38 protein-coding genes are annotated in these 25,665 nt (G+C 42.8%); 29 read left to right on the top strand and 9 right to left on the bottom strand.

From position 1 onward, the window contains the following. The first annotated feature begins 11 nt into the window (after positions 1 to 11). The 13 genes from M1E03_RS11695 to M1E03_RS11635 all read left to right on the top strand — a co-directional run bounded on the left by M1E03_RS11695 (position 12) and on the right by M1E03_RS11635 (position 8,902). The gene (locus M1E03_RS11695; protein WP_229078912.1) at positions 12 to 200 is read left to right on the top strand and encodes a hypothetical protein; all 189 of its coding nucleotides are present in this window, start codon (positions 12 to 14) and stop codon (positions 198 to 200) included. Then, a complete protein-coding gene (locus M1E03_RS11690) occupies positions 158 to 505 on the top strand; it encodes a GNAT family N-acetyltransferase (RefSeq protein WP_229129055.1) in 348 nt (115 codons plus the stop codon). Before M1E03_RS11695 ends, M1E03_RS11690 begins: the two co-directional genes overlap by 43 nt. Positions 506 to 521: 16 nt before the next feature. Next, complete coding sequence (locus tag M1E03_RS11685; protein ID WP_020451581.1) at positions 522 to 824, top strand: hypothetical protein; 303 nt, start codon at positions 522 to 524, stop codon at positions 822 to 824. Positions 825 to 1,147: 323 nt separating this feature from the next. Then, positions 1,148 to 1,753: a TetR/AcrR family transcriptional regulator gene (locus M1E03_RS11680; RefSeq protein WP_020451582.1), complete on the top strand. Its 606-nt coding sequence runs from the start codon at positions 1,148 to 1,150 to the stop codon at positions 1,751 to 1,753. A gap of 215 nt (positions 1,754 to 1,968) precedes the next feature. Continuing rightward, complete coding sequence (locus M1E03_RS11675) at positions 1,969 to 2,424, top strand: MarR family winged helix-turn-helix transcriptional regulator (RefSeq protein WP_020451583.1); 456 nt, start codon at positions 1,969 to 1,971, stop codon at positions 2,422 to 2,424. Positions 2,425 to 2,770: 346 nt separating this feature from the next. Beyond that, complete coding sequence (locus M1E03_RS11670) at positions 2,771 to 3,709, top strand: ring-cleaving dioxygenase (protein ID WP_026579654.1); 939 nt, start codon at positions 2,771 to 2,773, stop codon at positions 3,707 to 3,709. 21 nt (positions 3,710 to 3,730) lie between these two features. Next, complete coding sequence (locus tag M1E03_RS11665) at positions 3,731 to 4,339, top strand: flavin reductase family protein (RefSeq protein ID WP_020451585.1); 609 nt, start codon at positions 3,731 to 3,733, stop codon at positions 4,337 to 4,339. Between the two features lie 201 nt (positions 4,340 to 4,540). After that, positions 4,541 to 5,155 carry an NAD(P)H:quinone oxidoreductase gene (wrbA, locus tag M1E03_RS11660; RefSeq protein ID WP_026579653.1) on the top strand — a complete coding sequence of 205 codons (615 nt, stop codon included), beginning with the start codon at positions 4,541 to 4,543 and terminating at the stop codon, positions 5,153 to 5,155. 309 nt (positions 5,156 to 5,464) lie between these two features. Then, positions 5,465 to 5,605 (top strand): hypothetical protein, encoded by a 141-nt coding sequence (locus M1E03_RS11655; protein ID WP_023857597.1) that lies wholly within the window; start codon positions 5,465 to 5,467, stop codon positions 5,603 to 5,605. Next, a complete protein-coding gene (locus M1E03_RS11650) occupies positions 5,598 to 6,431 on the top strand; it encodes a prohibitin family protein (protein ID WP_020451587.1) in 834 nt (277 codons plus the stop codon). The genes M1E03_RS11655 and M1E03_RS11650 overlap by 8 nt, the downstream gene beginning before the upstream one ends. Positions 6,432 to 6,519: 88 nt before the next feature. After that, positions 6,520 to 7,281 (top strand): hypothetical protein, encoded by a 762-nt coding sequence (locus M1E03_RS11645; RefSeq protein ID WP_103750446.1) that lies wholly within the window; start codon positions 6,520 to 6,522, stop codon positions 7,279 to 7,281. Between the two features lie 59 nt (positions 7,282 to 7,340). Beyond that, positions 7,341 to 8,180 (top strand): thymidylate synthase, encoded by an 840-nt coding sequence (locus M1E03_RS11640; RefSeq protein ID WP_075213301.1) that lies wholly within the window; start codon positions 7,341 to 7,343, stop codon positions 8,178 to 8,180. Positions 8,181 to 8,473: 293 nt separating this feature from the next. Continuing rightward, complete coding sequence (locus M1E03_RS11635; protein ID WP_267493441.1) at positions 8,474 to 8,902, top strand: NucA/NucB deoxyribonuclease domain-containing protein; 429 nt, start codon at positions 8,474 to 8,476, stop codon at positions 8,900 to 8,902. Between the two features lie 198 nt (positions 8,903 to 9,100). Here M1E03_RS11635 and lexA read toward each other — a convergent pair whose 3' ends face one another. Continuing rightward, a complete protein-coding gene (lexA, locus tag M1E03_RS11630) occupies positions 9,101 to 9,724 on the bottom strand; it encodes a transcriptional repressor LexA (protein ID WP_020451591.1) in 624 nt (207 codons plus the stop codon). Between the two features lie 151 nt (positions 9,725 to 9,875). Between lexA and yneA the strand changes: the two genes are divergently transcribed. The 6 genes from yneA (at position 9,876) to M1E03_RS11600 (ending at position 14,214) form a co-directional block, all read left to right on the top strand. Next, complete coding sequence (yneA, locus tag M1E03_RS11625) at positions 9,876 to 10,187, top strand: cell division suppressor protein YneA (protein ID WP_020451592.1); 312 nt, start codon at positions 9,876 to 9,878, stop codon at positions 10,185 to 10,187. 18 nt (positions 10,188 to 10,205) lie between these two features. After that, positions 10,206 to 10,853, top strand: coding sequence for a YneB family resolvase-like protein (locus M1E03_RS11620; protein WP_020451593.1), 648 nt, complete (start codon positions 10,206 to 10,208; stop codon positions 10,851 to 10,853). Positions 10,854 to 10,918: 65 nt separating this feature from the next. Beyond that, positions 10,919 to 11,152, top strand: coding sequence for a DUF896 domain-containing protein (locus M1E03_RS11615; protein WP_020451594.1), 234 nt, complete (start codon positions 10,919 to 10,921; stop codon positions 11,150 to 11,152). A 163-nt stretch (positions 11,153 to 11,315) separates the two neighbouring features. After that, positions 11,316 to 13,319, top strand: a complete 2,004-nt coding sequence (tkt, locus tag M1E03_RS11610; RefSeq protein WP_212110213.1) for a transketolase — start codon at positions 11,316 to 11,318, stop codon at positions 13,317 to 13,319. A gap of 154 nt (positions 13,320 to 13,473) precedes the next feature. Further along, positions 13,474 to 13,911: a sporulation inhibitor of replication protein SirA gene (gene sirA, locus M1E03_RS11605; RefSeq protein ID WP_020451596.1), complete on the top strand. Its 438-nt coding sequence runs from the start codon at positions 13,474 to 13,476 to the stop codon at positions 13,909 to 13,911. 84 nt (positions 13,912 to 13,995) lie between these two features. Then, complete coding sequence (locus M1E03_RS11600; protein WP_003182236.1) at positions 13,996 to 14,214, top strand: YneF family protein; 219 nt, start codon at positions 13,996 to 13,998, stop codon at positions 14,212 to 14,214. Positions 14,215 to 14,294: 80 nt separating this feature from the next. On the opposite strand, the gene M1E03_RS11595 is transcribed toward M1E03_RS11600, so the two are convergent. Then, complete coding sequence (locus M1E03_RS11595) at positions 14,295 to 14,456, bottom strand: aspartyl-phosphate phosphatase Spo0E family protein (RefSeq protein WP_020451597.1); 162 nt, start codon at positions 14,454 to 14,456, stop codon at positions 14,295 to 14,297. Positions 14,457 to 14,698: 242 nt separating this feature from the next. Between M1E03_RS11595 and M1E03_RS11590 the strand changes: the two genes are divergently transcribed. The 3 genes from M1E03_RS11590 (at position 14,699) to M1E03_RS11580 (ending at position 16,429) form a co-directional block, all read left to right on the top strand. Further along, positions 14,699 to 15,406, top strand: coding sequence for a cytochrome c biogenesis protein CcdA (locus M1E03_RS11590; protein WP_212110211.1), 708 nt, complete (start codon positions 14,699 to 14,701; stop codon positions 15,404 to 15,406). An 83-nt stretch (positions 15,407 to 15,489) separates the two neighbouring features. After that, the gene (locus M1E03_RS11585; protein ID WP_020451599.1) at positions 15,490 to 15,861 is read left to right on the top strand and encodes a response regulator; all 372 of its coding nucleotides are present in this window, start codon (positions 15,490 to 15,492) and stop codon (positions 15,859 to 15,861) included. A 73-nt stretch (positions 15,862 to 15,934) separates the two neighbouring features. Then, complete coding sequence (locus M1E03_RS11580) at positions 15,935 to 16,429, top strand: CcdC family protein (RefSeq protein WP_020451600.1); 495 nt, start codon at positions 15,935 to 15,937, stop codon at positions 16,427 to 16,429. Between the two features lie 35 nt (positions 16,430 to 16,464). On the opposite strand, the gene M1E03_RS11575 is transcribed toward M1E03_RS11580, so the two are convergent. From M1E03_RS11575 to sspO, 4 genes are all read right to left on the bottom strand, one after another. Then, positions 16,465 to 16,893: a DUF2621 family protein gene (locus M1E03_RS11575; protein WP_020451601.1), complete on the bottom strand. Its 429-nt coding sequence runs from the start codon at positions 16,891 to 16,893 to the stop codon at positions 16,465 to 16,467. 204 nt (positions 16,894 to 17,097) lie between these two features. Next, positions 17,098 to 17,505, bottom strand: a complete 408-nt coding sequence (locus tag M1E03_RS11570) for an Hsp20/alpha crystallin family protein (RefSeq protein WP_020451602.1) — start codon at positions 17,503 to 17,505, stop codon at positions 17,098 to 17,100. A 136-nt stretch (positions 17,506 to 17,641) separates the two neighbouring features. Beyond that, positions 17,642 to 17,788 carry a small acid-soluble spore protein P gene (locus M1E03_RS11565; RefSeq protein ID WP_003182250.1) on the bottom strand — a complete coding sequence of 49 codons (147 nt, stop codon included), beginning with the start codon at positions 17,786 to 17,788 and terminating at the stop codon, positions 17,642 to 17,644. A gap of 41 nt (positions 17,789 to 17,829) precedes the next feature. Continuing rightward, positions 17,830 to 17,976 (bottom strand): small acid-soluble spore protein O, encoded by a 147-nt coding sequence (gene sspO / locus M1E03_RS11560; protein WP_020451603.1) that lies wholly within the window; start codon positions 17,974 to 17,976, stop codon positions 17,830 to 17,832. Positions 17,977 to 18,210: 234 nt separating this feature from the next. Between sspO and acnA the strand changes: the two genes are divergently transcribed. The 7 genes from acnA (at position 18,211) to M1E03_RS11525 (ending at position 23,007) form a co-directional block, all read left to right on the top strand. Then, entirely contained in the window at positions 18,211 to 20,937 is a 2,727-nt protein-coding gene (gene acnA / locus M1E03_RS11555; protein WP_023857591.1) for an aconitate hydratase AcnA, read from the top strand. Positions 20,938 to 21,006: 69 nt separating this feature from the next. Continuing rightward, positions 21,007 to 21,513: a redoxin domain-containing protein gene (locus tag M1E03_RS11550; protein WP_020451605.1), complete on the top strand. Its 507-nt coding sequence runs from the start codon at positions 21,007 to 21,009 to the stop codon at positions 21,511 to 21,513. A 71-nt stretch (positions 21,514 to 21,584) separates the two neighbouring features. After that, a complete protein-coding gene (locus M1E03_RS11545) occupies positions 21,585 to 21,710 on the top strand; it encodes an FbpB family small basic protein (protein ID WP_023857590.1) in 126 nt (41 codons plus the stop codon). Between the two features lie 68 nt (positions 21,711 to 21,778). Further along, entirely contained in the window at positions 21,779 to 21,922 is a 144-nt protein-coding gene (locus M1E03_RS11540; protein ID WP_003182261.1) for an acid-soluble spore protein N, read from the top strand. 25 nt (positions 21,923 to 21,947) lie between these two features. Then, a complete protein-coding gene (gene tlp / locus M1E03_RS11535; RefSeq protein ID WP_458110453.1) occupies positions 21,948 to 22,184 on the top strand; it encodes a small acid-soluble spore protein Tlp in 237 nt (78 codons plus the stop codon). Positions 22,185 to 22,288: 104 nt separating this feature from the next. Beyond that, complete coding sequence (locus tag M1E03_RS11530) at positions 22,289 to 22,705, top strand: YbgC/FadM family acyl-CoA thioesterase (RefSeq protein ID WP_020451607.1); 417 nt, start codon at positions 22,289 to 22,291, stop codon at positions 22,703 to 22,705. Further along, positions 22,705 to 23,007, top strand: coding sequence for a hypothetical protein (locus tag M1E03_RS11525; RefSeq protein ID WP_020451608.1), 303 nt, complete (start codon positions 22,705 to 22,707; stop codon positions 23,005 to 23,007). The genes M1E03_RS11530 and M1E03_RS11525 overlap by 1 nt, the downstream gene beginning before the upstream one ends. 223 nt (positions 23,008 to 23,230) lie before the next feature. On the opposite strand, the gene M1E03_RS11520 is transcribed toward M1E03_RS11525, so the two are convergent. The 3 genes from M1E03_RS11520 to M1E03_RS11510 all read right to left on the bottom strand — a co-directional run bounded on the left by M1E03_RS11520 (position 23,231) and on the right by M1E03_RS11510 (position 25,606). After that, positions 23,231 to 23,593: a YxeA family protein gene (locus tag M1E03_RS11520; protein ID WP_130569491.1), complete on the bottom strand. Its 363-nt coding sequence runs from the start codon at positions 23,591 to 23,593 to the stop codon at positions 23,231 to 23,233. Between the two features lie 426 nt (positions 23,594 to 24,019). Next, positions 24,020 to 25,051, bottom strand: coding sequence for a YdcF family protein (locus M1E03_RS11515; protein WP_035338659.1), 1,032 nt, complete (start codon positions 25,049 to 25,051; stop codon positions 24,020 to 24,022). Between the two features lie 267 nt (positions 25,052 to 25,318). Further along, entirely contained in the window at positions 25,319 to 25,606 is a 288-nt protein-coding gene (locus M1E03_RS11510) for a HesB/YadR/YfhF family protein (RefSeq protein ID WP_020451611.1), read from the bottom strand. Positions 25,607 to 25,665: the final 59 nt, after the last annotated feature.

The following is a 25,665-nucleotide window of genomic DNA, read 5'->3' as shown; positions in this document are numbered from 1 at the left end:
GAGGGCCTTTCTTGCATGTCAGAAAATTAACAGCTTTAGATGCAGAAAACTATCTGAAGCTTTGTGAAACGATCGATGAAGAATCTGAATTCATGCTGTTTGAACCGGGTGAACGAAAGCTTCAGGCACAACGTCAAATCAAACAGATCAATCCGGCGTGTGTGAAGTTTTTGTTTGTGCGGCTGATGACGGAAGCTTAGTCGGATATGTTGCAGCAGTCAGAGGACAGGTTCAGAGAACACGCCACCGTGCCCATATCATCATTGGCATACGCCAAACATATATTGGACAAGGTATTGGAGTAAAGCTGTTTCAGGCATTGGAAAAATGGGCCTGTGAAGAAAAGCTTCACAGACTTGAGCTGACTGTCATGACCCATCATACAGCCGCCGTGCGTTTATACAAAAAAATGGGTTTTATCATTGAAGGCACTAAAAAGCACGCTTTGAAAGTAAAAGGACAATATGTTGATGAATATGTCATGTCCAAATTAATCAACGAATAGCAAATGGAGGTTTCAAATGAAAGACGGGTGCCATCAGGCCATCGCCGCTGTCAGCTACTACAAAACAGAACGGACGATTGATTTTAACCGGCAAACCTATACAAAAAAGCATAATCAAATGTACCTGTACAACGATAAAATTTTAACGGCAAGCCGCCAGTATCGCCTTGAGCACGTCCACGATGTATCATACAGACCTTTTTCCGAGGCCGGTTTGCTTTACCTCCATACGAACCAAGGGGTATTTGCTTATGAAGTGGATGCGGACCCCGGGTATTTCATAGAGGCTTTTAAAAAACAGAAAAATCCAATTAAATAAATTACAATATATATGAAGTTTTTAGCAGTAAATGCTAGAATGAATGTTGGGAATTTTGCAAGGAAAGGAACATACGGCTACCGGCCTGTTAGGGCGATTGACCTTGTTGACTTACCGGACTAATGTCACTTGGCGGTGTTTATATGTCACTGCTATGCTTGATGAAAGAACGTCCGCTTAGGCTGCAAGTGTATGTTTGAGCAAAAGATTTTAAGCGTCTTTTTCCAATTTTCTTTAACATAACGAGTCCTTGACGTTCCCAGTATATCTCAATACATAGATGGTTAACTTAATTAGAGAAGTAGAGAGGACAGGACAGCTTAATGAAAAAGAAGACACAGAATACGGTTCAAAAGATCGTAGAAGCCGGATATCATCTGTTCGCCCAAAATGGATATTCGGCAACCTCTGTAGATGAAATTATGAAAGAAGCCGGATTTTCTAAAGCTACGTTTTATTTGTATTTCAAGTCAAAGGAGATGCTGTTTCTCCATATTATGAATGAGCAAATGGAAGATCGCTTTCAAACCAGCATGAATTGTTTTCGAAAAAAGACGCTGAGGGGATTGCTCGCAGGGATTGAACACTTGATTCAAACATCAAATAAAGAGCATTCGACAGCTTTGTTTTTGGAATTTATGGCAAATAGTCATAGATATCCTGAGATTCAAAGAAAAGTAGCCCTTCTGTATGAGCAGTGGAGAGAGTTTTTTGTCGAACTGATCGAGCAGCTTCAGGAAGAAGGCATCGTTCAAAAACAGCTCAATCCGAAGGTGATGGCCACCACGCTGATTGCAATCTTTAACGGATACAACCATCAACACCACGCGGATCCCTCGATTAATAAACAGGAACAGCTTCAGTCCATTATTTTCTTGCTGAATCCGAAGCTGCATCTCCAGATAAAAGACAAACTATTTCATGTATGACAAGACTTCTGAAACAGCCGGCGCTGCCGACCTTGAGTCGGCGGTTTTTTGTGTTAGATCCGAATCCTGCTTCGGCAATGGAAATGCATCCGTTTAACAATTCTGTCTCATCTGTTTTAACTCGTAATAACATAAACCGTTTTAAAAAGTTGACAACAGCAAATCGTTATTATACAATTATCTCGAATTCGAGATAATTAAAAAGGATGAATACCGTGGGCAGTCAGGAAATGGAGAGATACGAAGAGGAGTTGTCTTTAAAGGCATTTATTGTCTTGTCTCGTGCACTGCAATCGATTAAAAAGCGTGTGGAAGAGGATATTAAATGTTTAGGACTAAACCCAACTGAGTTTGCTGTTCTAGAATTAGTCTATAGTAAAGGCGATCAGCCGATCCAAAAAATAGGCGAAAAAGTATTAATCGCAAGCAGCAGCATTACCTATGTTGTAGATAAATTAGAGAAGAAAAAGTTAATAGAGAGAAGGCCTTGTCCTAAAGATCGCCGTATAACATACGCTGCTTTAACGAATGAAGGAACTGCACTGATGAACAATCTTTTTCCAAAACATAAAACAGCTATGAAAGGCATTTTCGGCGGCTTAGACATAAAAGAAAAAGAAGTTCTAATTGAAAAGTTAAAAAAACTTGGCTTCCATGCCCAAAGCATGTAAATTTTTTTATAATAATATCTCTAATTCGAAATATATGAATTCATGATAATGAGAAATAAATATTGAACTGGGTATTCTATTTCTGAACAGGAGCTTCATGACATAACAAGATCCTGGGCTCATCGGCAGTCATCATCGTTAGCAAGCAACAGAAATCTACGAAGGTTGAAAACTGCCCGGAGTCCTATAAAGAAAAAGGCAGGGATGCTTGTCCATTGATTTTGATCTTTTAAAGAAGGAAAAAATAAAAAGCAGAAAAATCACGGGGATTTAGAAAACCTGTAAATGAATTTGTAACGTATTTCTCATCATAAAGCTATGTTTCATGAAAGAGGAGTGAAATGGAATGAAAAAGAAAACAACTGGAATCCATCACATTACAGCGATTGTCGGCCATCCGCAAGAGAACGTGGATTTTTACGCTGGCGTTCTTGGTTTACGTTTAGTGAAAAAAACCGTTAATTTTGATGATCCGGGAACATACCACCTCTATTTTGGCAATGAAGGCGGGAAACCGGGAACGATTATTACATTCTTTCCTTGGGCAGGTGCCCGGCGAGGAGTCATTGGAGATGGTCAAGTGGGAGTGACTTCTTACGTCGTTCCTAAAGGCGCAATGGCTTTTTGGGAAAACAGATTAGCAAAATTCAATGTGCCTTATACAAAAATGAACCGTTTTGGAGAGGAATACTTGGAGTTCGATGATCCTCATGGTCTTCATCTGGAAATTGTCGAAAGAGAACAAGGGGAAAAGAACAGCTGGAAAGTAGGGGAAATAACACCGGACAATGCAATCAAAGGATTTGGTGGAGCAACACTGTTATCCAAACAACCCGAAAAAACGGCTGAATTATTAGAAAAGGTCATGGGACTTGAAAAAGTTGGAGAAGAAGGAGATTTTGTACGTTTTCGTTCTGCTGGTGACATAGGAAATATGATTGATTTGAAATTAACAACTATAGGAAGCGGACAAATGGGGACGGGTACAGTTCACCATATTGCCTGGAGAGCCATTGATGACAATGATCAATTGGAATGGCAAAAATATGTTGCGGAAAACGGATACCGTGTTACACCTGTGCAAGACAGAAATTATTTTAACGCGATTTATTTCAGAGAACACGGGGAAATCTTATTTGAAATTGCAACAGATCCACCAGGATTCGCCCATGATGAATCATATGAAACAATGGGAGAACAGTTAATGCTGCCGGCCCAGTATGAACACTACAGAGAGCAGTTAGAAAGAAGATTAATTCCTGTAACAGTGAAGGCGCTGGATTAATTTTTGTAAGGAAGTGATTCGATGCTGTCCATTGATCCCAATACAAAAACAGAAAGAGAGAACTACAAGTTTTTAATCGGGAGTATTATACCGAGACCTGTTGCATTTGTTACAAGTTTATCAGAGGAGGGTGTCTTAAACGGAGCTCCTTTTAGCTACTTTAATATTGTATCTTCAAATCCTCCGATGATCTCCCTTTCTATTCAACGTTTTGAAGGGAGCCAAAAGGATACAGCGAGAAACATTTTGAACAGCAAAGAATTTGTGGTCCATATCGTTGATGAACAAAACGTTGAAAAAATGAATTTAACGGCCGCCAGCCTACCACCAAGTCAAAGTGAAGTTCAGTTAGCGGAGTTAACCCCCGTTGAAAGTATGAAAGTCTCGGTGCCGGGCGTGATAGAAGCAAAAGTGCGTATGGAATGTGTTCTGGAGTATTCATTAGAGTTGGGAGATAAGCACTCTGACGGATGCGATTTTATGATAGGCAGAGTCGTTCAATATCATATCGAAAGCGGCATCTATGAAAATGGAAAAATCGATCCAAGAGGCCTCGGCGCCATCAGTCGTTTAGCCGGGCATGATTACGCAAAGATTGGCGAAATCTTCACCAGAAAAAGACCGAAGTAATATAACCATCCATAATATCTTGAAGTTGAGATTCATTAAATTGAAATGTTTTAAGTTTATTCTAGCAAGGAATAATAATGGCAGCGAAACACTTCAAGGGGGTGGTTCTTAAAAGGTTTGCCGAAAAGAAAACAAAAAAGCAGGTGTTAAAACATGGGGTTTTTAGACAAACTATTTAGAAAATCAAAGGAGCTGGATCATATGTCAAATGTAAAATTAGCTGTAGTTTTTTATAGTATGGGCGGAACAAACTATCAATTAGCCAAATGGGCTGCAGAAGGTGCAGAAGAAGCAGGTGCTGAGGTCAAAGTTTTAAAAGTACAAGAATTGGCTCCGCAATCAGCCATTGAGGGAAATGAAGTGTGGAAATCCACTGTTGATGCAACAAAGGACATTCCAGTCGTATCCTCAGAAGATATAGAGTGGGCAGATGCTATTATATTCAGTACACCAACACGCTTTGGCAATATGGCATCCCAAATGAAACAGTTTCTTGATACACAAGGCGGACTTTGGGCAAACGGAAAGACAGTAAATAAGGTTGTAAGCGCAATGTCCTCCGCTCAAAATCCACATGGTGGTCAAGAAGCAACAATCTTGTCCTTATATACTTCAATGATGCACTGGGGAGCTATTATTGCTTCTCCGGGATACACTGATCCTGTCCTCTTCGGGGCTGGCGGAAATCCATATGGAACGAGTGTTACAGTCGATCAAAACGGGAAGATGATTGAAGACGTGGAAGCTGCAGTGAAACATCAAGCTAAACGCACAGTGACAGTAGCTGAATGGGTTAAAAAGGGCAATCAACAATAATTGAATTTAATATTTTTAAAAGAGCCAATCATTTGGCTCTTTTTTTAGTATGTGCCCAGCTGATAGTTGGTTCGGCATGCCGCTTCGTCTTCATTTGACTGCAAACACGCCATGATATACGCGGCATAAAGAGTAAGATATCCGACATATCCTTTAACGATGCCATTGATTTCGCAATTGCAATGATAAAATTTTTTCTATTACATTTTAAAAAAATGAAACTTTAAGTTCATATGAACGTAAACATAAGTGAAATGATTTTATTTAGTCATACGATCAATCAACAAATGCAAAAGAGGTGAAACAAAAGTGAAAGTCATGATTGGTTCGATCATATTGCTATCCATTATAGGGTTTGGCGTATGGCTTATGTTAAGCCCGCTTTTTAAAAAAGTCGGAAGCGGGGCGAGCAAAATAAAGAAAACGCTGGAGGATGACAAAGATGAATGAAAAACAACCAAAGAAGAATAAAAACAAAACGCTGCTCGGCGGAATCATTGTCGCTGTTGCTTTAATTATCGGAGGATTCACAGCTTCCTTGTTCATCGAGAAAATTCCGAACGGATATGTCGGCGTCGTTTATTCCCCGAATGGCGGGGTGAAATCGGAAACGCTTGATCAAGGCTGGCATTTAGTCGGACTGTTTGACAAAGTCACAAGATATCCGGTGCGGATGCAGACTGTAAACAATCAGGATATTCAAGTGGCTACTTCTGACGGCAAAAACATCTCAATGGACATCGCCTACAACTATGTCGTTCAGCCTGATAAAGTCGTAGAATTGTTTAATAAATTCGGAGCGGTCGATATTGAATCAATCGAAAACAGCTACTTGAAAACAAGGCTGTGGGACGCTGCAAGAAAGTCGATTTCCAAATACTCCGTCATTGATACATACGGACAAAAATCATCTGATGCCGCCGCAGAAATCCAAAAAACATTTGCAGATGATATGAAGGGGCTCGGCTTTGTCATTGACGATTTAACACTCGGTGTGCCAAAGCCTGATAAAGCGACCCAGGAAGCGATTGACGCGCGCGTGAAGTCTTCGCAGGAACTGGAAAGAACGCAGACAGAGCTGAAGATCGCCGAAGCGGAAGCGAAAAAGAAAAAGATCGAAGCCCAAGGTATTGCCGAGTATAATGAAATTATTAAAAAATCGATGTCAGATGAAATGATCAAGTATCAATGGATCCAAAAATGGGACGGAAAAATGCCTAAAGCGACAGGATCGAATTCCCTGATCCAGATTCCGACTGATGAGAAAGGAAAATAAAACGAAAAAATCCCTTGCTAAGGGATTTTTTTCGTCTCGGTCGCCCGTATATAATAGTGTTAACAATCGCTTCTGGACAGGGGGGGAGATGATGTTTGCTCCGGATGCCATTCTCCGTACGTGGAGAAGATTCGACGCTTTTCCGATGGAAACGCTGACAAAGGCATGGTTTTATCATCAGGGAGGGGATCAGAAACAGCGGAACGTCTCAATGATGAAGGAACACCACCAAGAGTACGGCATTGCCGGCAATTGCTTTGACCTTTCGATTTGGCTGCTGGACGAGTTTACAAAAGACGGAGTGGAAGCTTTTCCAATCGGCCGTTCGTTCAAAACAGAACGCGCGCATGCCGCAGTCATCGCGCTTGATGAAAGAGGACGGCGCTTTTTATGTGATCTGGGAGATCAATGGCTGCAGCCGATTCTGATCGACTGCGAATGTGAAGATTATACCAGTGAAAAGCTGGACGGTTTTTTCCCGGCAGCACAAATTCAAGTCAAGCCGACAACCGGCGGAGTTAAGGTTCTTTACCATCGGCCGAACGGAAAGGTGTCAACTCAAGACTACTCTACAGACCCTGTTGACATGTCCGTTTTTTGGGAGGCGGCTGAATACTCGCAAGCGGCATTGAAGCCTGCGCCATTACTGGAATGCAGAATTCCGTTTCAACATGAAATCGCGCATTGGGAATTCAGCGGCTGGGACATATATCTTAGCACGAGCAAAGGATTATACAGAGAAGCGAAGCCGGACACAATCGAAGGCTGGACTGAGAAAATCCATGATGTCACTGGATACGATAAAAATGTTATCAAGAAAGCGTTGGAGATTTATCAAACCCGCGCATGATCTTAAACCTTGAAAAAAACTCATTTTATACATATCATGTGGAAAGAGGAGAGGATAAGATGAGCCATTATGACCAGCAATACAATGCTATCATTCAAAAAATTATTGAATCAGGGATCTCCGATGAAGAATATCAGGTCCGGACGAAGTGGGATTCAGACGGAACGCCGGCTCATACGCTGAGCATCATGAGCGAAAAAATGCGGTTTGACAATTCGGAAGTGCCGATTTTGACGACGAAGAAGGTGGCGTGGAAAACGGCCATCAAAGAGCTGCTTTGGATCTGGCAGCTGAAATCCAATGATGTCCAAGTTCTGAACGATATGGGGGTTCATATTTGGGATCAATGGCGGCTTGAAGACGGCACAATCGGAGCAGCCTACGGCTATCAATTAGCGAAGAAAAACAGAACGGTTAACGGGCAGAAAACCGATCAAGTGGATTATTTGCTCCATCAGTTAAAGCATAATCCGTCTTCACGCAGGCATTTGACCATGCTGTGGAATCCCGATGACTTGGACGGCATGGCTTTGACGCCCTGCGTCTATGAGACGCAATGGTATGTGAAAGAAGGAAAGCTCTCTTTGGAAGTAAGAGCGAGAAGCAATGACATGGCGCTTGGCAACCCGTTCAATGTGTTCCAATATAACGTCTTGCAGCGCATGATCGCCCAAGTCCTCGGTTATGAGCTGGGCGAATACATCTTCAATATCGGCGACTGTCACATTTATACCCGTCACATCGATAATTTAAACATTCAGATGAAACGCGAGCAATATGAAGCGCCGAAGCTGTGGATCAACCCGGACATCAAAAACTTTTATGACTTTACAATCGATGATTTTAAATTAATTGACTATAAGCACGGCGACAAGCTGACATTTGAAGTTGCCGTATAAACAGGCGAATTTTCCGCCTGTTTTTTTGTTGTGTGAATGAATCATTTTTAAAAAATACAACGATGAAAAAATTTGCATATCCGGCTGCCGCATGTTTCCTGATGGCAGCCGTGTATACGTTTAGAGCGGACGCAAAAAGCACATGCAGTTTTTCACGGGTATGACCCGAGCATTTAACTTACGTTTATTTACACAATCTAAACGTCTTTTTCACAAAGAGCCCGAAAAGCAAAAACAATTCTCTCTTAATCTGTTAGTGACACCAGCATATACAAGAGGAGGTTGTTTTTGTCATGATCAAAAAATGGGCGATTCATCTGCTGTTTTCCGCATTGGTGCTGCTTGGGCTTTCGGGAGGGGCTGCATATTCTTCTCAGCATGCCGAAGGCGTTGCAAGGTATGATGACGTATTGTATTTTCCGGCATCGCGCTATCCTGAAACCGGTGCTCATATAAGCGATGCGATCAAAGCGGGCCATTCAGATGTCTGCACAATTGAAAGATCTGGAGCGGATAAGCGCCGTCAGGAATCATTAAAAGGGATTCCGACTAAGCCGGGCTTTGACCGTGACGAATGGCCGATGGCCATGTGTGAAGAAGGAGGAAAAGGAGCGTCGGTCAGATATGTCAGCTCATCGGATAACCGCGGAGCCGGCTCCTGGGTCGGGAACAGGCTGAGCGATTACGCTGACGGGACGAGAATTTTGTTTATCGTTCGATAAAAGGGAGACAATGAAAAATGTTTCCTCAAGGAAACATTTTTGTTGACAAGAAAACTCGTTTGGGGGATAATGGTAATGTAAGCATATGATCAATCCCTCTGTTTCAGGCTCGCATCCTTCATTTCCGTATGGATGTGAGCCTGTTTTTTCGTGCGAAAAAAAACCGCCGACCGGCGGTTTTGCTGATGAGTCCGTTTTTTAATGAACCGTGCGGAATACGCCAATGACTTTTCCGAGAATCGTCACATTCTGGAGGATGATCGGTTCCATCGTCGGGTTTTCCGGCTGAAGGCGGATATGGGTTTCTTCCTTGAAAAACCGCTTAACAGTCGCTTCGTCGTCTTCGGTCATCGCAACGACGATATCTCCGTTGTTTGCGGTGTTCTGCTGTTTGACTATCACATAATCCTGATCAAGAATTCCGGCATCGATCATGCTTTCGCCCATGATCTCCAGCATAAAGACATGCTCATCCGGCGGCGCCAGGCGGTCTGGAAGCGGAAAGTATTCCTCAATGTTTTCGACTGCGGTAATCGGCGTACCGGCCGTCACCTTTCCGATGACCGGGACATTGACAACCTGGTTTTTCGGAATGTGAATTTCTTCCTCTGTATCGAGAATTTCGATCGCTCTCGGCTTCGTCGGATCCCTTCTGATCAATCCCTTCGTTTCAAGCCTTGCCAAGTGGCCGTGGACCGTTGAACTTGACGCCAGGCCGACCGCTTCTCCGATCTCCCTGACGGAAGGCGGATAGCCTTTGCGTTTCACTTCTTCTTTAATGAAACGCAAAATATCAAGTTGTCTTTTTGATAGCTTCGTCATTTTTTGCACCTCAAAACGTCGATTTTAGCTAGATTATAGCATGTTTTTCCTTTGAGTACAAACATAGGTTCGAAAAAAACGATTGACAGAAACATTTGTTCGTATGTATACTGAAATCATAAAACCGAACAAACATTCTGGGGTGATGGATATGAAAAGAGAATCATTGATTTTTGTCAGTCTGTTTACTGCTGTGATCAGCTGCTGTATTCTGTTTGTGTCTTTTGCCGGTAAAATCGAAGAAAGAAAGCAATATGTTAAAATAGAAGTGCAGGAAGGCGATACATTGTGGGAGCTGGCCGACCGGATCAAAGGCGGAAAACCCGCTGACAAACAAAAATTCATCGAATGGGTCGCCGATAAAAACAATCTGCCGACATCCGTTATTAAACCGGGCGATGTTTTGGTCCTGCCGGTAGCCAAACAGCACTCCGATCAATATCAGCTTGCAGTTGTAGAATAAATGATTGAGGGGATTTCCATGAATGCGATTATTTACACCAGGGTAAGCACTGCGAAGGAGCAGCAGGAAACCTCATTAAAACGGCAGGCTGAAGAGCTCCAGTCGCTTGCCGCTGAGCACGGGATGAACGTCGTGAACGTCATTTCCGAACAGGCGAGCGGATATGAGATGGACCGCGACGGCGTCTTCGATCTGCTCGAGGAAATCAAAACATCAGACATTGACGCGGTTTTAATACAGGATGATACGCGGCTTGGAAGAGGGAATGCCAAAATTGCCCTTCTTCACTGTTTATATAAAGAAGGCGTTCAAATCTACACGCTGGCTCACCGGGGAAAGCTTGAGCTTTCCGAAGCGGATTCGATGGTTTTGGAGATTGTCGGGATTGTCGAAGAATACCAGCGGAAAATACATAACCTGAAGATTAAGCGGGGAATGAAGAAGGCGGTCGAAAACGGCTACCGCCCGGAGAGGAATCTGAAACACCGCAATGAAGGCGGCGGGAGAGAGCGGATCGAAGCGCCTCTTTCAGAAATCGTCAGGCTCAGGGAGAACAAGCTGACGTTTGCGGAGATTGCAGCCGTGTTGAGAGGGTTCGGATACAGCATTTCAAAAGCAACCGTTCACCGCCGCTACCAGGAGTATAAGGACGGCCTTGCAGACTAATCTGTTGTCAAACGAAAGCGGATTTAGTAGTATGATGGATATATACCGAATCAAAGGAGTATCTTATGATTTCTAATGAAAAAATAGCCAGAATTAACGAGCTTGCCAAAAAAGCAAAGAGCGGATCTTTAACAGACGAAGAAAAAGCAGAACAGCAGAAGCTTCGCCAGGAATATCTTCAAGGCGTCCGCGCGTCTATGAAAAACACGTTGAAAACTGTGACGATTGTTGACCCTGAAGGTAATGATGTGACGCCTGAAAAGCTCAAACAGGAAAAAAGAAACCGCCGATTGCATTAATTTGGGGAATACGCCGATATCGTATTCCCTTTTTGTATATACTACAATTTAAAATGAAGGCAAAGATTCGTCATTTTTCACTGCTTTTGAGCTGAAATGGTTGTGAAAACCGATGGGTAGATTTATGATAAGAAAGTAGAGTCCATACAGGAAGGGGATCATAATGAAAACGATTGAATTAAAATCTGTCGCAACAATACGAACACTCTCCATAGACGCGATTGAAAAAGCTAAATCCGGTCACCCCGGCATGCCGATGGGGACTGCTCCGATGGCTTATGCGCTTTGGACAAAAATGATGAATGTCAGCCCTGAAAATCCGAATTGGTTTAACAGGGACCGTTTTGTGCTGTCCGCCGGACACGGATCAATGCTTCTGTACAGCATGCTTCACTTAAGCGGATATGACGTTTCAATTGAAGACCTCAAGAATTTCCGCCAATGGGGAAGCAAAACGCCTGGACATCCGGAATTCGGACATACTCCGGGCGTAGATGCGACGACAGGCCCGCTTGGCCAAGGAATCGGAATGGCTGTCGGAATGGCGCTTGCTGAACGTCACCTTGCGGAAACTTACAACCGTGACGACTATCGCGTCGTTGATCATTATACATACAGCATTTGCGGTGACGGAGACTTGATGGAGGGAATTTCATCGGAAGCGGCTTCGCTTGCGGGACATTTGAAACTCGGCCGTCTCATCGTGCTTTATGATTCAAATGACATTTCGCTTGACGGTGAATTAAACCGCTCATTCTCTGAAAATGTGAAGCAGCGTTTTGAAGCGATGAATTGGGAAGTGCTTTATGTTGAAGACGGCAATAACATTGCCGAGATTACGGCGGCCGTCGAGAAAGCGAAACAAAATGAAAAGCAGCCGACATTAATTGAAGTGAAAACAACGATCGGTTTCGGCTCTCCAAACCGCGCGGGAACATCCGGCGTTCACGGTGCTCCGCTTGGCTCAGAAGAGGCGAAATTAACGAAGGAAGCGTATGAGTGGACATACGAAGAAGATTTTCATGTCCCTTCTGAAGTGTACGAACACTTTAACGAAACAGTGAAAGAAGCGGGCAAGAAAAAAGAGGCGGAATGGAACGAGCTGTTCTCCGCATACAAGAAAGCCCACCCGGAACTTGCCGAAGAGCTTGAACTTGCGATAAAGGGCGAGCTTCCTGAAGGTTGGGATCAGAAAGTACCTGCGTATGAGAAAGGAAGCAGCCTTGCTTCGCGTGCATCCTCAGGGGAAGTATTAAACGGAATCGCACAACAAGTGCCGTTCTTCTTTGGCGGATCCGCTGACTTGGCCGGCTCCAACAAAACGACAATCAAAAACGGCGGAGATTTTTCAGCGAGAGATTACGCCGGCAGAAATATCTGGTTCGGTGTACGTGAATTTGCGATGGGAGCAGCTTTGAACGGAATGGCTCTCCACGGTGGCCTTCGCGTATTCGGCGGAACGTTCTTCGTTTTCTCCGACTATCTGAGACCTGCGATCCGTCTTGCTGCATTAATGGGGCTTCCTGTCACATATGTGTTTACACATGACAGCATTGCCGTCGGAGAAGACGGACCGACTCATGAGCCGATTGAACAGCTGGCATCACTTCGTGCGCTGCCGAACTTGTCCGTCATCAGACCTGCAGACGGAAATGAAACAGCAGCAGCCTGGAAACTGGCGCTTCAATCAAAAAGTCAGCCGACTGCGCTTGTGTTGACACGTCAAAACTTGCCGACAATCGATCAGTCTCCTGAAGCAGCTTATGAAGGCGTTGAAAAAGGTGGATATGTCGTTTCGAAAAGCCAAAACGAAAAACCGCAAGCGATCTTGCTTGCGAGCGGATCTGAAGTTGGCCTTGCGCTTGACGCACAAAGCGAGCTGAAAAAAGAAGGCATTGACGTATCCGTTGTCAGCGTTCCGTCTTGGGATCGTTTCGACAAGCAGCCGGCCGAATATAAAAACGCTGTTCTTCCAACTGATGTGACAAAGCGTCTCGCAATTGAAATGGGATCACCGCTCGGATGGGAGAGATATACCGGCACTGACGGGGACATTCTCGGAATCGACCATTTCGGTGCTTCAGCTCCCGGCGAAACGATCATGAAAGAATACGGTTTTACGCCTGCGAATGTAGTTGACCGGGTGAAAAAACTGTTAAATCGCTAATCGGGCATATGAAAGAGAATGATCTGCGGATCATTCTCTTTTTTTCATTTCGACAAAATTAGTCGCTTCTTTTATCATCATCAGACAATTATTTCTAACCCCCTTTTGTATAATAGAAAGCATATATTCTTCGATACAGGGGGATGAGACAGTGATGGAACGCCATTATTATACGTATTTGATAGAAGAGGAATTTGCCAGCCATTATTTTGGAAGAGAGTCTGTCATGTTCAAGCTGTTTTACGATTATCATTGGACGAGCCCCGATCAAAAGTCTCCATTAGCCGCCAAGCAGATCGAGTTCATTACAAAACCGATTCCCGCAGCCCATATACACAAAAGAATGAAAATGAACCTCTGCCGGGAAGACTATACACAAGTTGACTATGTATACAGATTGATTGTTCCAAAAGGAAGCGCTTCTTTTATTATCAAAGACCGACATATTGAGATTTTGGCGAAGGGTCCATTCGATGCCGAAACGGTTTTCTTTGAGGTTTTGCGGAAAGTAAGTCCGTGTTTCCTTGCGATGGATTTTAATATGAAACGTTACGGCTGGCTGAACCCTGTGAAAGAAAGAAATTTTGTATAAAAAAAAGATTTTGGACTGTAGATGTTGTATAATAGCGTTTGGTTTAGTACACTTTATACGAGACAACATGAAGGAGGAAATTAAATGGATTTATGGGTTGTCATCCTAGTGGGCGTTTTAGCATTGCTCGCAGGTGTTGCACTCGGATTTTTTATTGCTCGTAAATATATGATGAACTATTTGAAAAAAAATCCGCCAATTAATGAACAAATGCTGCGCATGATGATGATGCAGATGGGTATGAAACCATCCCAGAAGAAAATTAATCAAATGATGAAAGCCATGGAAAATCAAACGAAATAATACGAATGCGATTATGACATAGAAGGAACATGGTTATAAAATAAAAAACCCGCTTCCGGGTTTTTTATTTTGATCTATGATTATTGTGTATGTCCGAGAGATAGTTTTTGGTATTCCAAAAGAAGGATATCCAGCTGCTGGCTGTGCTGAATGGTGATATGTGAAGTCATGCCGTTTGTCATGACGATTTTTAGCAGCTCTTTTCTTTTTTCCTCAATTTCATGAAGCAGATTTTCTTTCATCACAGGAATTTATCCTTTCTTCTGTAAAAATCATCTTTTTGTTGCCTACTAAATGTTATTATATCCATATATAGGTTCCTTTTCAATTCTGAAGGTGATAAGGGTAAATTGTCAAAATTGATTATATAAAGAAATTCGTGAAACCAACATCCTTTTTTGTGATATGTTAGGAAATTGAAATGTAATTGTCATATCAAATGATTTTCTTTCATAGTATTCCAAAAAATAGAAGGGAGAAAGAGATGGCTGATATCAACTATATTCTCGCTTTCGGTGCAGGGTTTCTATCGTTTATTTCGCCATGCTGCCTGCCGCTGTATCCCGCTTTTTTATCATATATTACAGGTGTCAGCATGAGTGAAATCCATTCTGACAGACTTATGTTTCAAAAAAGGAGCCTGATACATACGATCTTTTTCCTGATTGGCTTTTCGATGATCTTTGTGGCTCTCGGCTACAGCACATCGCTTGTCGGGTCCTTTTTTAAGGATTATCATCAGCTCATCAGGCAGCTTGGCGCGGTATTCATCATCTTTTTTGGATTTGTCACACTGGGGGTTTTTAAGCCTGAATTTTTAATGAAAGAAAGGCGCCTCCATTTTAAAAACAGGCCCGGCGGCCTGCTCGGTTCTGTCGGAATCGGAATGGCATTTGCCGCCGGCTGGACGCCCTGCACCGGTCCGATTCTTGCAGCGGTCATCACACTCGCCGGTACGAACCCGATGTCGGCTGTGCCTTATATGGTGCTTTATACGCTCGGATTCAGCCTGCCGTTTCTGCTCCTGTCTTTTTTCATGACAAAGATGAAATGGCTTCGGAAGCATCAGCTCATCATCATGAAGATCGGCGGAATTGCAATGATTGCAGTCGGAATCCTGCTGTTCTTTGACTGGATGACGAAAATCATTATCGTACTGTCAGGCCTGTTCGGCGATTTCAGAGGCTTTTAGATACCTGGCTAAGGACCGCCTTGGTTTTTTGTTATAATAGGACTTATTCACAGCAAAATTGAATAATGATGTTGGAGGGGAGTATGACAAGGGTTTTAATTGTTGATGATGCAAAATTTATGAGAGATAAAATCAGAGAAATACTTGAAACAGAAGACTTGCAAGTCGCGGGTGAAGCCGGGAACGGGGAAGAAGCTGTTTTGCTTTATCAAGAGCTGCAGCCGGACTTGGTTATCATGGATATTACAATGCCTGTGAAAAACGGGATTGAAGCTTTAAAGGACATGATCCAGCTGAACCCGAAGGTGAAAGTGATCATGTGTACGGCCATGCGGCAAAAGCGAATCGTTGTTGAAGCGATCGAAGCCGGAGCCAAGGACTTTATCGTCAAGCCTTTCGAGGAGACGAAAGTCGTCGAAGCGATTCGCCACGTGCTCGGAAATCCTTGCAGCTGAAAAACCTGAACATGGTTTTTTTCTTTGTTTTGGAGTATAGTAACAAGTAGAGAAATTAGCTTTAGAAAAAGGGATGATATGTATGATGATCGTCGTTTCATCTATACTTGCCGTCGTGATGGCCGTCATTGTCATGGCTGTCAGAATCAAGTCATCTGAAAAACCGGCTACGGCCAAAAAAATTATACTGCCTCCGATTTTTATGAGCACCGGTGCTCTCATGTTTTTATTTCCGATGTTCCACGTGACCGGTGCCGAATTTTTGGAAGCTCTCACAGTGGGCATGATCTTTTCTATTTTCTTAATTAAAACCTCAAAATTTGAAATCCGCGATGATAAAATCTATATTAAACGCTCCAAATCGTTTGTGTTTATTTTAATTGCGCTGCTCGTCATCCGGATCGCGATGAAGAGCATATTAAGCACAACGATCGATTACGGCGCACTGAGCGGAATGTTTTGGATTCTGGCTTTCGGGATGATCGTTCCTTGGCGGATTGCCATGTTTTTATCGTTCAGAAAGCTTTCAAGCCAGATTGAAGCGTCAAATCACATACAGGTCAATTAAAACAAAACCTTTCCTTCTTTCAGGAAAGGTTTTGTTTATTTAAAAAGCTCTTGATAGGAAGAGTGATCAATGTTCTTTTCTTTTAAACGCTTTACGAGGAACTTATGGTCTTTTTTCGGTGTGGCCATAATATAGCCTCTGACGATTAAATCCCGGTCGATTGCACCTGCTTTTTCCTTTAATGCGAGTTCTCCGATCTTTCCGGCGATTTTCGCTTTTGCTACATCGCGAAACAGTTCGGGTACGGGAGAAACTAATTCTTCAAGCAGTTCTTTTTCTTCTTCATTCCACAAATGCCTTGTCTGTTCAATATAATAATCCTGCCAGTCCAGCTCAGACTTCCCATCTTCTTTAGGCAGCCTTTTTAAAAATTTGCGAAACATGAAAAAACCGCCGATTGACAAGAGGACGATCATGATGACGATCCAAGCGAGCATCAGCCATAAAAACCATCCTTCCAGCATCTCTCATCACTCCTTTGTCTATAACCTATTTTACATGAAGGCGTTTTAGAAGAACATAGAAAAAATAATATAAAATGGGACACCGGCCTGATCAAAAGAGGTGCTAGAACATAATCTATTGTATAGCAATTCCCTAATCGGCCATAGAGAATTGCTAGCGGATATTTGACGAACGAACGGAAAAAACCCGGATGGCAAAGTGTTTTACGCGCTGTCCGGGTTCTGCTTGTTGTGCATGTATGATATAAAAGGAATATGAAATGAAAGCGAAACTTCATCTTGGCTTGCTTCCTTATTGATTTTAACTGCAAGAATGCTGTTCTCGCATTCCGCTTCGATCTGTTTGTCATTCAAAAAGAAAGGAAGCATCAGCGATTTTTCGTAATGCTGTTCATCGGTTTTAACCGCAAGCTTGAAATCGTAGCCGGAAAACGTCATGTCAAGGTGCCGGGCATTCAAGCGGCTTAAATCTGCTTCGATTATATATTCAGTGCTCGTTTCATAAAGGTCGATCGGAAAAGTCTCATCATAGAGGAGAAAAGGGTCGTCAACAAACTGTTTCATCCATTCTTTATCAAAATCTGCGGAATCGAAACGTTTTGTATTTGTCATTTGATCATTCCTCCATACCTAGCCTTACCGTTAGATTATGCACAGCTGTGAATTCATGTGAAGGAGGCGATTCGAAGGGGGTTGCATCGCCAGAGAGGTAAAGTAAAAAACCGCGCCGTGAAAGACGCGGAAAATGTTACATATCGTGACTGGAATTATGTTTTTGTCTCGTATGGTTCCGGTTTTTAACTTTTTTGCTTCCGCTCAAAGGCTCTGGCTGCCCAGGCTGAGCTCCTTTCGGTGCGTTTTTGCGCATATCTTTGCCGTCGTTTTTATTTGTCAATGTCTTAACCTCCTAAGCCATTCATGAAGGATTTTTAGGATTTATTGATTGGTCTTCCGTTTTTTGTTGTTTTGGCGTTCCGCCTCAGTGAGAATATGCTGGTCATCTTCAATATATCCCGCGCCGTTTCCTTGGCGTTTAGCATTGTTCATTCCATTGATGACATGATTTGCTTTTCGTTTGGCCAATTTCGATCACCTCAGACTGTAGTATAGCCTTAGCGGGTGTATTGTATAAAAAAATGTATTTCCAGTAAAATAAACTTTTTTCCTTATATAAGGCATTCTTATTGAATTTAATAAAAACATTGATATTTACTTATGTTTAAAATTGTTTTAAGATTAAATTGTGAGAAAATTGTGGTGAAATATGCCGATTTTTCTGGCGTATGATCTTGATCTTTAAAGGGGGATTTTGGAGAAATGGCGAATCAGCAACAAGTCGCAAAAAAAGACGCTTTTCAATCAAGAAAAACGTTTACAGTACAAGGCAAAACGTACAGCTATTATTCTTTAAAAGCATTAGAGGATCAAGGAATCGGAAACGTATCAAAACTTCCTTATTCCATTAAAGTTTTGCTCGAATCCGTTCTTCGTCAAGTAGACGGGAGAGTCATTACAAAGGAACACGTTGAAAACTTGGCAAAATGGGGCACTGCCGAATTAAAGGATATTGACGTTCCTTTCAAACCATCCCGCGTTATTTTGCAGGACTTTACCGGCGTTCCAGCCGTTGTAGACCTTGCTTCATTAAGAAAAGCGATGGCTTCAGTCGGCGGAGATCCGGATAAAATCAATCCTGAAATACCGGTAGACCTTGTCATCGACCACTCCGTACAAGTTGACAAAGCGGGTACGGAAGATGCATTGACAATTAATATGGACCTTGAATTCCAACGAAATGCAGAGCGTTACAAATTTTTAAGCTGGGCTAAGAAAGCGTTTAATAACTATCAGGCTGTTCCCCCTGCTACAGGTATTGTTCACCAGGTGAACCTTGAGTATTTGGCAAACGTTGTCCATGCTGTGGAAGAAGACGGCGAGATTGTCGCTTATCCTGACACGCTTGTCGGTACTGACTCCCATACAACGATGATCAACGGAATCGGCGTTCTCGGCTGGGGCGTCGGCGGAATTGAAGCTGAAGCGGGCATGCTCGGCCAGCCTTCATATTTCCCTGTACCTGAAGTAATCGGAGCGAAGCTTGTCGGAAAGCTGCCGAACGGCACGACGGCGACGGACTTGGCGCTTAAAGTAACACAGGTGCTGCGTGAAAAAGGCGTGGTCGGAAAGTTCGTCGAATTCTTCGGACCGGGTGTTGCAGAACTTCCGCTTGCAGACCGTGCGACAATCGCAAATATGGCTCCTGAATACGGCGCGACTTGCGGTTTCTTCCCTGTTGATGAGGAAGCATTGGAATACATGCGTTTAACAGGCCGTGATGAAGAACATATCAATGTGGTGAAAGAATATTGCCGTCAAAACGGATTGTTCTACACGCCTGATCAGGAAGATCCCGTATTTACCGATATCGTTGAAATTGACTTGTCAAAAGTTGAAGCGAATCTTTCAGGTCCGAAGCGTCCTCAGGATCTCATTCCGCTGACTGACATGAAAGAGACATTCCACAAGCATTTGGCAAGCCCTGCAGGGAACCAGGGATTCGGTTTAAACGCGAGTGAGGCTGACAAAGAAATCAAATTTAAGCTTGAAAACGGCGAAGAAGCCGTCATGAAAACGGGTGCGATTGCGATTGCGGCGATCACCAGCTGCACAAATACATCAAACCCTTATGTCTTAATCGGTGCGGGCCTTGTCGCTAAAAAAGCAGTTGAACTGGGATTGAAAGTACCGAACTATGTGAAAACATCCCTGGCTCCGGGTTCAAAAGTCGTAACAGGCTACTTAGTCAATTCAGGCCTGCTTCCATATATGCGCGAGCTTGGATTTAACATCGTCGGATACGGCTGTACGACATGTATCGGGAACTCCGGACCGCTTGCGCCTGAAATCGAAAAAGCGGTTGCCGAAAATGACCTGCTGATTACGTCTGTCCTTTCCGGAAACCGTAACTTTGAAGGCCGGATTCATCCGCTTGTCAAAGGAAACTACCTGGCGTCTCCGCCGCTTGTCGTAGCCTATGCATTGGCGGGCACGGTAGATATTGACCTGAAAAACGAACCGATCGGCGTCGGAAAAGACGGTCAAAACGTATACTTCAACGATATTTGGCCGACGATGGACGAAATCAACTCCGTCGTGAAGCAAACCGTTACTCCTGAGTTGTTCAGAAAAGAATATGAGCGCGTGTTTGATGACAATGAACGCTGGAATGCGATTGAAACAACGGATGAAGCCCTGTATAAATGGGATGAAGAATCCACTTACATTCAAAACCCGCCGTTCTTTGAAAACATGTCAGTTGAGCCTGGTACGGTTGAACCGCTTAAAGGCTTGCGCATTGTCGGCAAATTCGGAGATTCTGTCACGACAGACCATATTTCTCCTGCGGGAGCGATCGGCAAAGACACGCCAGCCGGAAAATATCTGCAGGAAAAAGGCGTTTCTCCTAGAGACTTCAACTCATATGGTTCAAGACGCGGAAACCATGAAGTCATGATGAGGGGAACATTCGCCAACATCAGAATCAAAAACCAGATCGCTCCGGGTACAGAAGGCGGTTATACAACGTATTGGCCGACCGGAGAAGTAATGTCCATCTACGATGCCTGCATGAAGTATAAAGAAGACGGCACAGGTCTGGTCGTCATTGCCGGAAAAGACTACGGAATGGGTTCTTCCCGCGACTGGGCGGCAAAAGGAACAAATCTGCTCGGCATCAAAACCGTCATTGCAGAAAGCTTTGAAAGAATTCACAGAAGCAACCTTGTGCTGATGGGCGTTCTTCCGCTTCAATTTAAAGAGGGAGAAAACGCTGAAACGCTCGGTTTGACCGGGAAAGAAACGATTGAAGTTGACGTGAGTGAGACGGTTCGCCCGCGGGATCTCGTTCAAGTCAAAGCGATTGCCGAAGACGGCACAGTCAAGTCGTTTGAAGCTGTTGTACGCTTTGACAGCGAAGTAGAAATCGATTATTACCGTCACGGCGGAATCCTGCAAATGGTGCTCCGCAATAAAATGAAACAGTAATTGAATGAGGAGAGAAAGCCTTTAGCTTTCTCTTCTTTTTTCAGCGTGATCCTGAATTGGAGGATGCCGATGATGAAAAAATTGCTGGCTGCCGCGTTTCTTTTCGTTTTGGCCGGTCTTGCGGTATGGAACTTCACAGGGCAAAAGGAAGCCGAAATCGGCATTGCGAAAGGAGACAAGGCGCCTGATTTTACGCTTCCGTCTTTAAAGGATGGAAACGATGTATCTTTATCAGACTTTAAAGGGAAAAAAGTGCTGTTAAATTTTTGGGCCACCTGGTGTAAACCGTGTGAAATAGAAATGCCTGCAATGGAAGAACTCCAAAACGAAAATCAGGACATTGCCGTTTTGGCCGTCAACTTTACCTCTTCCGAGAAAAACGAAGAGTCGGTCAAAACGTTTGCCGAAAGGCACGGTTTACATTTCCCTATCGTCTTAGATCGAACGGGCATCAATGCGAAATACGAGATTTTTTCGTATCCGACAACATTTATTATTGATGAAAACGGAATGATTCAAGATATCGTCCTTGGGACGATGTCGAAAAAGAATATGGAAGAAAAGCTGGGATTATAAAAAATCCCGGCTTTTTTGCTTATATCGCCCAAAAAATGGTGAAAATGAAAACAAGCTGGAGGTGATTAAACATGAAAAAAACGAAAAGGCGGACATTTGAAGAACTTGTCTTGGAAAACAAAAAGGAGCTCATGACCAACCAGGAGTTTCTTGATCGGCTGGAAGATAAGCTTGAAGAGAAATTTAAGCTGAAGTGACTTTTTAAAAATCGATTCATGTTTACGCTCCTTTTTGAGAATCCTAATGCTGAAAAGGAGGGATAGACATGCCGAGGGAACATGACAAACAGTCTAAATTTGCCCCAAGCCATCTTGGGACAAAACCGGTAGAATATAAGCGCAACAAAGGAAAAAAGATGCATGATAAATCAGGAGAAACGCCGATCATTATGCAGACAAAGGGCGAGTAAAGAAGAAAAGGAGGCAGAGACCCGCATGACACACCAAAAACATCATCCGGATGACAGATCAGACAACGTGGAGAAGCTTCAAGACATGGTGCAGAACACAATCGAAAATATCGAGGAGTCTGAGGAGCAGCTGTCTTTTGCCAACCAGGCGGAACAGGAGCAGATCCGCAAAAAAAATCAACGCCGAAATGAGAGCATTGAGGCGATGCGCAATGAAATCCATGACGAGGCGGAAGACCGCGAAAACGGATATCATCAATAAACCAGGGCGACCTGGTTTTTTTGCATGAAGCCGTCTGTCGTGTTTTTGCCCATTCTATATGCTAAGATTGGATTATATATATTGTGAAAAGGGAGTAGAGGAATTTGTACGTCTCAAAAAAAGAAATAGAAGTCCGCTATGCCGAAACAGACCAAATGGGCGTCGTCTATCACGCCAATTATTTGATTTGGATGGAGGTTGGACGGACGGCTTTAATTAAAGAACTCGGCTTCTCTTACGCCGAAATGGAGAAAGACGGCATCCTGTCGCCTGTCGTGGATATCAATGTCCGCTACGTCAAACCTCTTCGCTACGGTGAAACCGCGACGGTACATACATGGATTGAAGAATATAACGGCTTTAAAACGGTATATGGGTATGAAATCTTCAATTCCGCTGGTGAAACCGCTGTGAAGGCCACATCGTCCCATATTTGCGTTGACGGGGACAGCTTCAAACCGGTTCAGTTCCGTAAGCTTTATCCAAAGTGGCATGAAGCTTATGAAGAGGCCAAAAAGTAATGGCATTCGGTATTAAAAGAAACGAGCTGAACGAATGGAAGCGCGCCGTTTTAAACGGCGAAGTTGCGTTCCTCACGCATTACTGGCTCGATGACAGGTATCCGGATGTCAATACCGTGACAAAAGCCGGATGCGGCAACATTGATAAGCTTGCAGAGTGGGGCAAACAGTACGGACTGAAAAAAGAGTGGATCCATAAAAGAAGCAAATTTCCTCACTTTGATTTATTGGGAGAGAAGCAGATCGAGATTTTAAAACAAGAAAAGCTCTCAAGCCATATCAAGCGTTTCAGGCTCGAATAATCCGGTGTTTTAGAGAAACCCGGACACCCTTGAAACAAGCAAGGATTGTCCTTGCTTGTTTCATCCTGACGAGCAAACATTGAAGGAGAAAAAGTCGGAACGATATCTTTAGTTTCAAGATGTCGTACCTTAGTGTTTTTCATGCCTTGATAAGGCCGCAGTCATTTTATTTTTCGTGAAAAAGTCCCTAAAACAAGAAGTTTTAGGGAGCAGAGTGAGCGTCTCATTGACTTTGATTGTTTAATTTGTGCAGGATGTCCTGATCTATTTGCTTCTCGCTTGCTTTTTCTTTGCTGGATATGATTTCTCTTCTGTCTTCCCAATGAATAATATAATACTGACCTTTCTGCATTTTTTCCTGAGAAGAGAGTTTTAGGTTTTTGGGTTTTCCATCTTTATCATAACCCGTAACATCATAGTTATAATTTATATATGTGTATCCATCACTTGTTTTTTCTTTAACGACTTTTGGATCTGTTGTAATTTTGACGTAATAAGCTTCCGTTGAATAATATCCGGAATATAAAAAATAGCCCCCGGCCAAAATCATCAGTCCTACCGTTAAAATCCCTAAAAACCATTTCATCTTTTATCACCTCGAACCCATCATATATAAAACCTCCAAACGAAACCATTGATTTATCTTACATATTCCTTTCACTGTTGTAAGCATTTAAAGTCCAAGCGCACCAAAAAAACAGCTACTTGAAGTAGGAAGAAGCATTGAGAAAAAAGAATCTGTTCACCATTAGATCTGATAAGGGTAAATTGAGGCTTTAGCATTTGAGAAAATCACTTTTCAGTTGTGGCTTGTTGCAGATAAAAGAAGGGGAGGTTTTTGCGAAATAGGGGGAAAATCGTTTTCCATTCTATCAATCGCTGTTATGCTGACTATTAAAAAGATATTTGAAGCATCAGTGCAGTGAAATTATATTTTCCAAGCAAAAAGACATCTTTTTGGTGAAGATGTCCTTCGAAAATACCCATCATAATCAATTGAGACTGCCATTTTTTAATCAATGAAAAAATTAAATGCGGTCAAAAGGATAGAAATGCCCAATATAGTTCCCACGACAATGCTATGCCGTTTACGATTCATCACAACAACAGCGATATATTCACGGATCATGGCGTTCGGCCAATAATAAAAAGCGGTCTTTGAACCGATGCCATCGCTTTTCAAGCCTGCTCGTTTTGCATATAGGCTGGCACGGAACAGATGGAAATTGTTTGTTGTGAAGATGCTGTTATATTTGCCGTCTGTTAATGAGTCCATCAGTTGTTTGGAGAAAAGCATATTTTGATATGTATTTACAGAACGGTCTTCTTTCAAAGTGTGCTCTCCAGGTATCCCTTTTTTTATAGCATATCTTTGCATAGCTTCGGCTTCAGAAAGATTTTCATCAGGTCCTTGCCCGCCGGAGAAAATGATTTTTGGCGGAGAAGCAATAGCTGTCTGTTTCCAATAAAAATCGACAGCCTTATTGATCCTGCTTGCTAAAAGCGGGGGTACTGTATCGTTAATTAATCCACTCCCGAGAACGATGATGTAATCCTGATTAAGCTTCGGTCTGTTAAATTGATATAGAAAATAAGCTGTTAAGAAATTTGTTAAATGAAAAAAGAAATAGACCGTAATAAGCGATGATCCCGCAAACAATGGCTGAACATTTGGCGATAAAAAACGAGCGGGGTCAATCACGGATAATAGGAAAAATATGATAATGCCTAACCCGGAAATTAAAGTCAAACAATTAGACAATCGCCGTCCTTCTCTTTTGATAAGAATTCTCGCATTCAGAAATAACCCGATCATTAAAGCAAATAGACCAAACGTTAGGATAAAGAAAAAGATCAGCAGCGGTACAATGACGAACAGTCTGAAAAAACCGATTCCGACAACGTATGCCAGATAGTAGGATAGAACAAGAAATGAACAAAAAAATAGATTGAATAAAAAACCGTTGATGATCCTTCTTCGGTCCGTTAAATAAAAGATCAGAAAAACAGCTAGCAAAATAAAGGTTATCACACCGTAAACCATGTCAAACACCTCGATATCAGTGACTCTGTATAATATGGGAAAATCCTTGCCGGTTTATTTTAGACGAACTGCATTTTAGATATACAGAATCTATACTCACTCGGTTATTCGGGAGGTGTACGCAGCGTACGGTGTGCAGCTGCCGCACACTCAGGCGAGCCAGTCTATGTGTTGGAAGGCTTTTTTCGGTACTTTAATTAAGATGAAAAATAAAAAAACTTGCAGAAAAACAAGAGTTTCTCTGCAAGCTTTATAAAATGCTCTTTTTTACTGATATTCAAAAACAGGCTCTTCCGAAGATTCGTTATAGGTGACAAGCAGATCATGGCCGTCGAAATACCATACATCGCTTTCTTCAACGAAAAACGTAATGCCGTCTTTTTCCGCGCTCACACCGATTTGCTGCGGCTCATCTTTTGAAACCCCAAGGGAGAAGCCTTTTTGAACATTGCTGCAGCCTCCGTAGCGGACAAAGAAGCGAACCTGATCTCCTTCTTTTAAATCAAGCTCGTCCTTATACCATTTAAGCGCCTCTTCATTAATTTTCAAATTCACGGGCAAGCACTCCTTCATCATTTGTTTCAAAGCATGCTGAATCTATTTATAGTATATAA

This window comes from Bacillus sp. PK6-013, from assembly GCF_054161445.1.
Note: the sequence above shows the minus strand (reverse complement) of the source record. Positions and strands in the feature narration are given on the sequence as shown.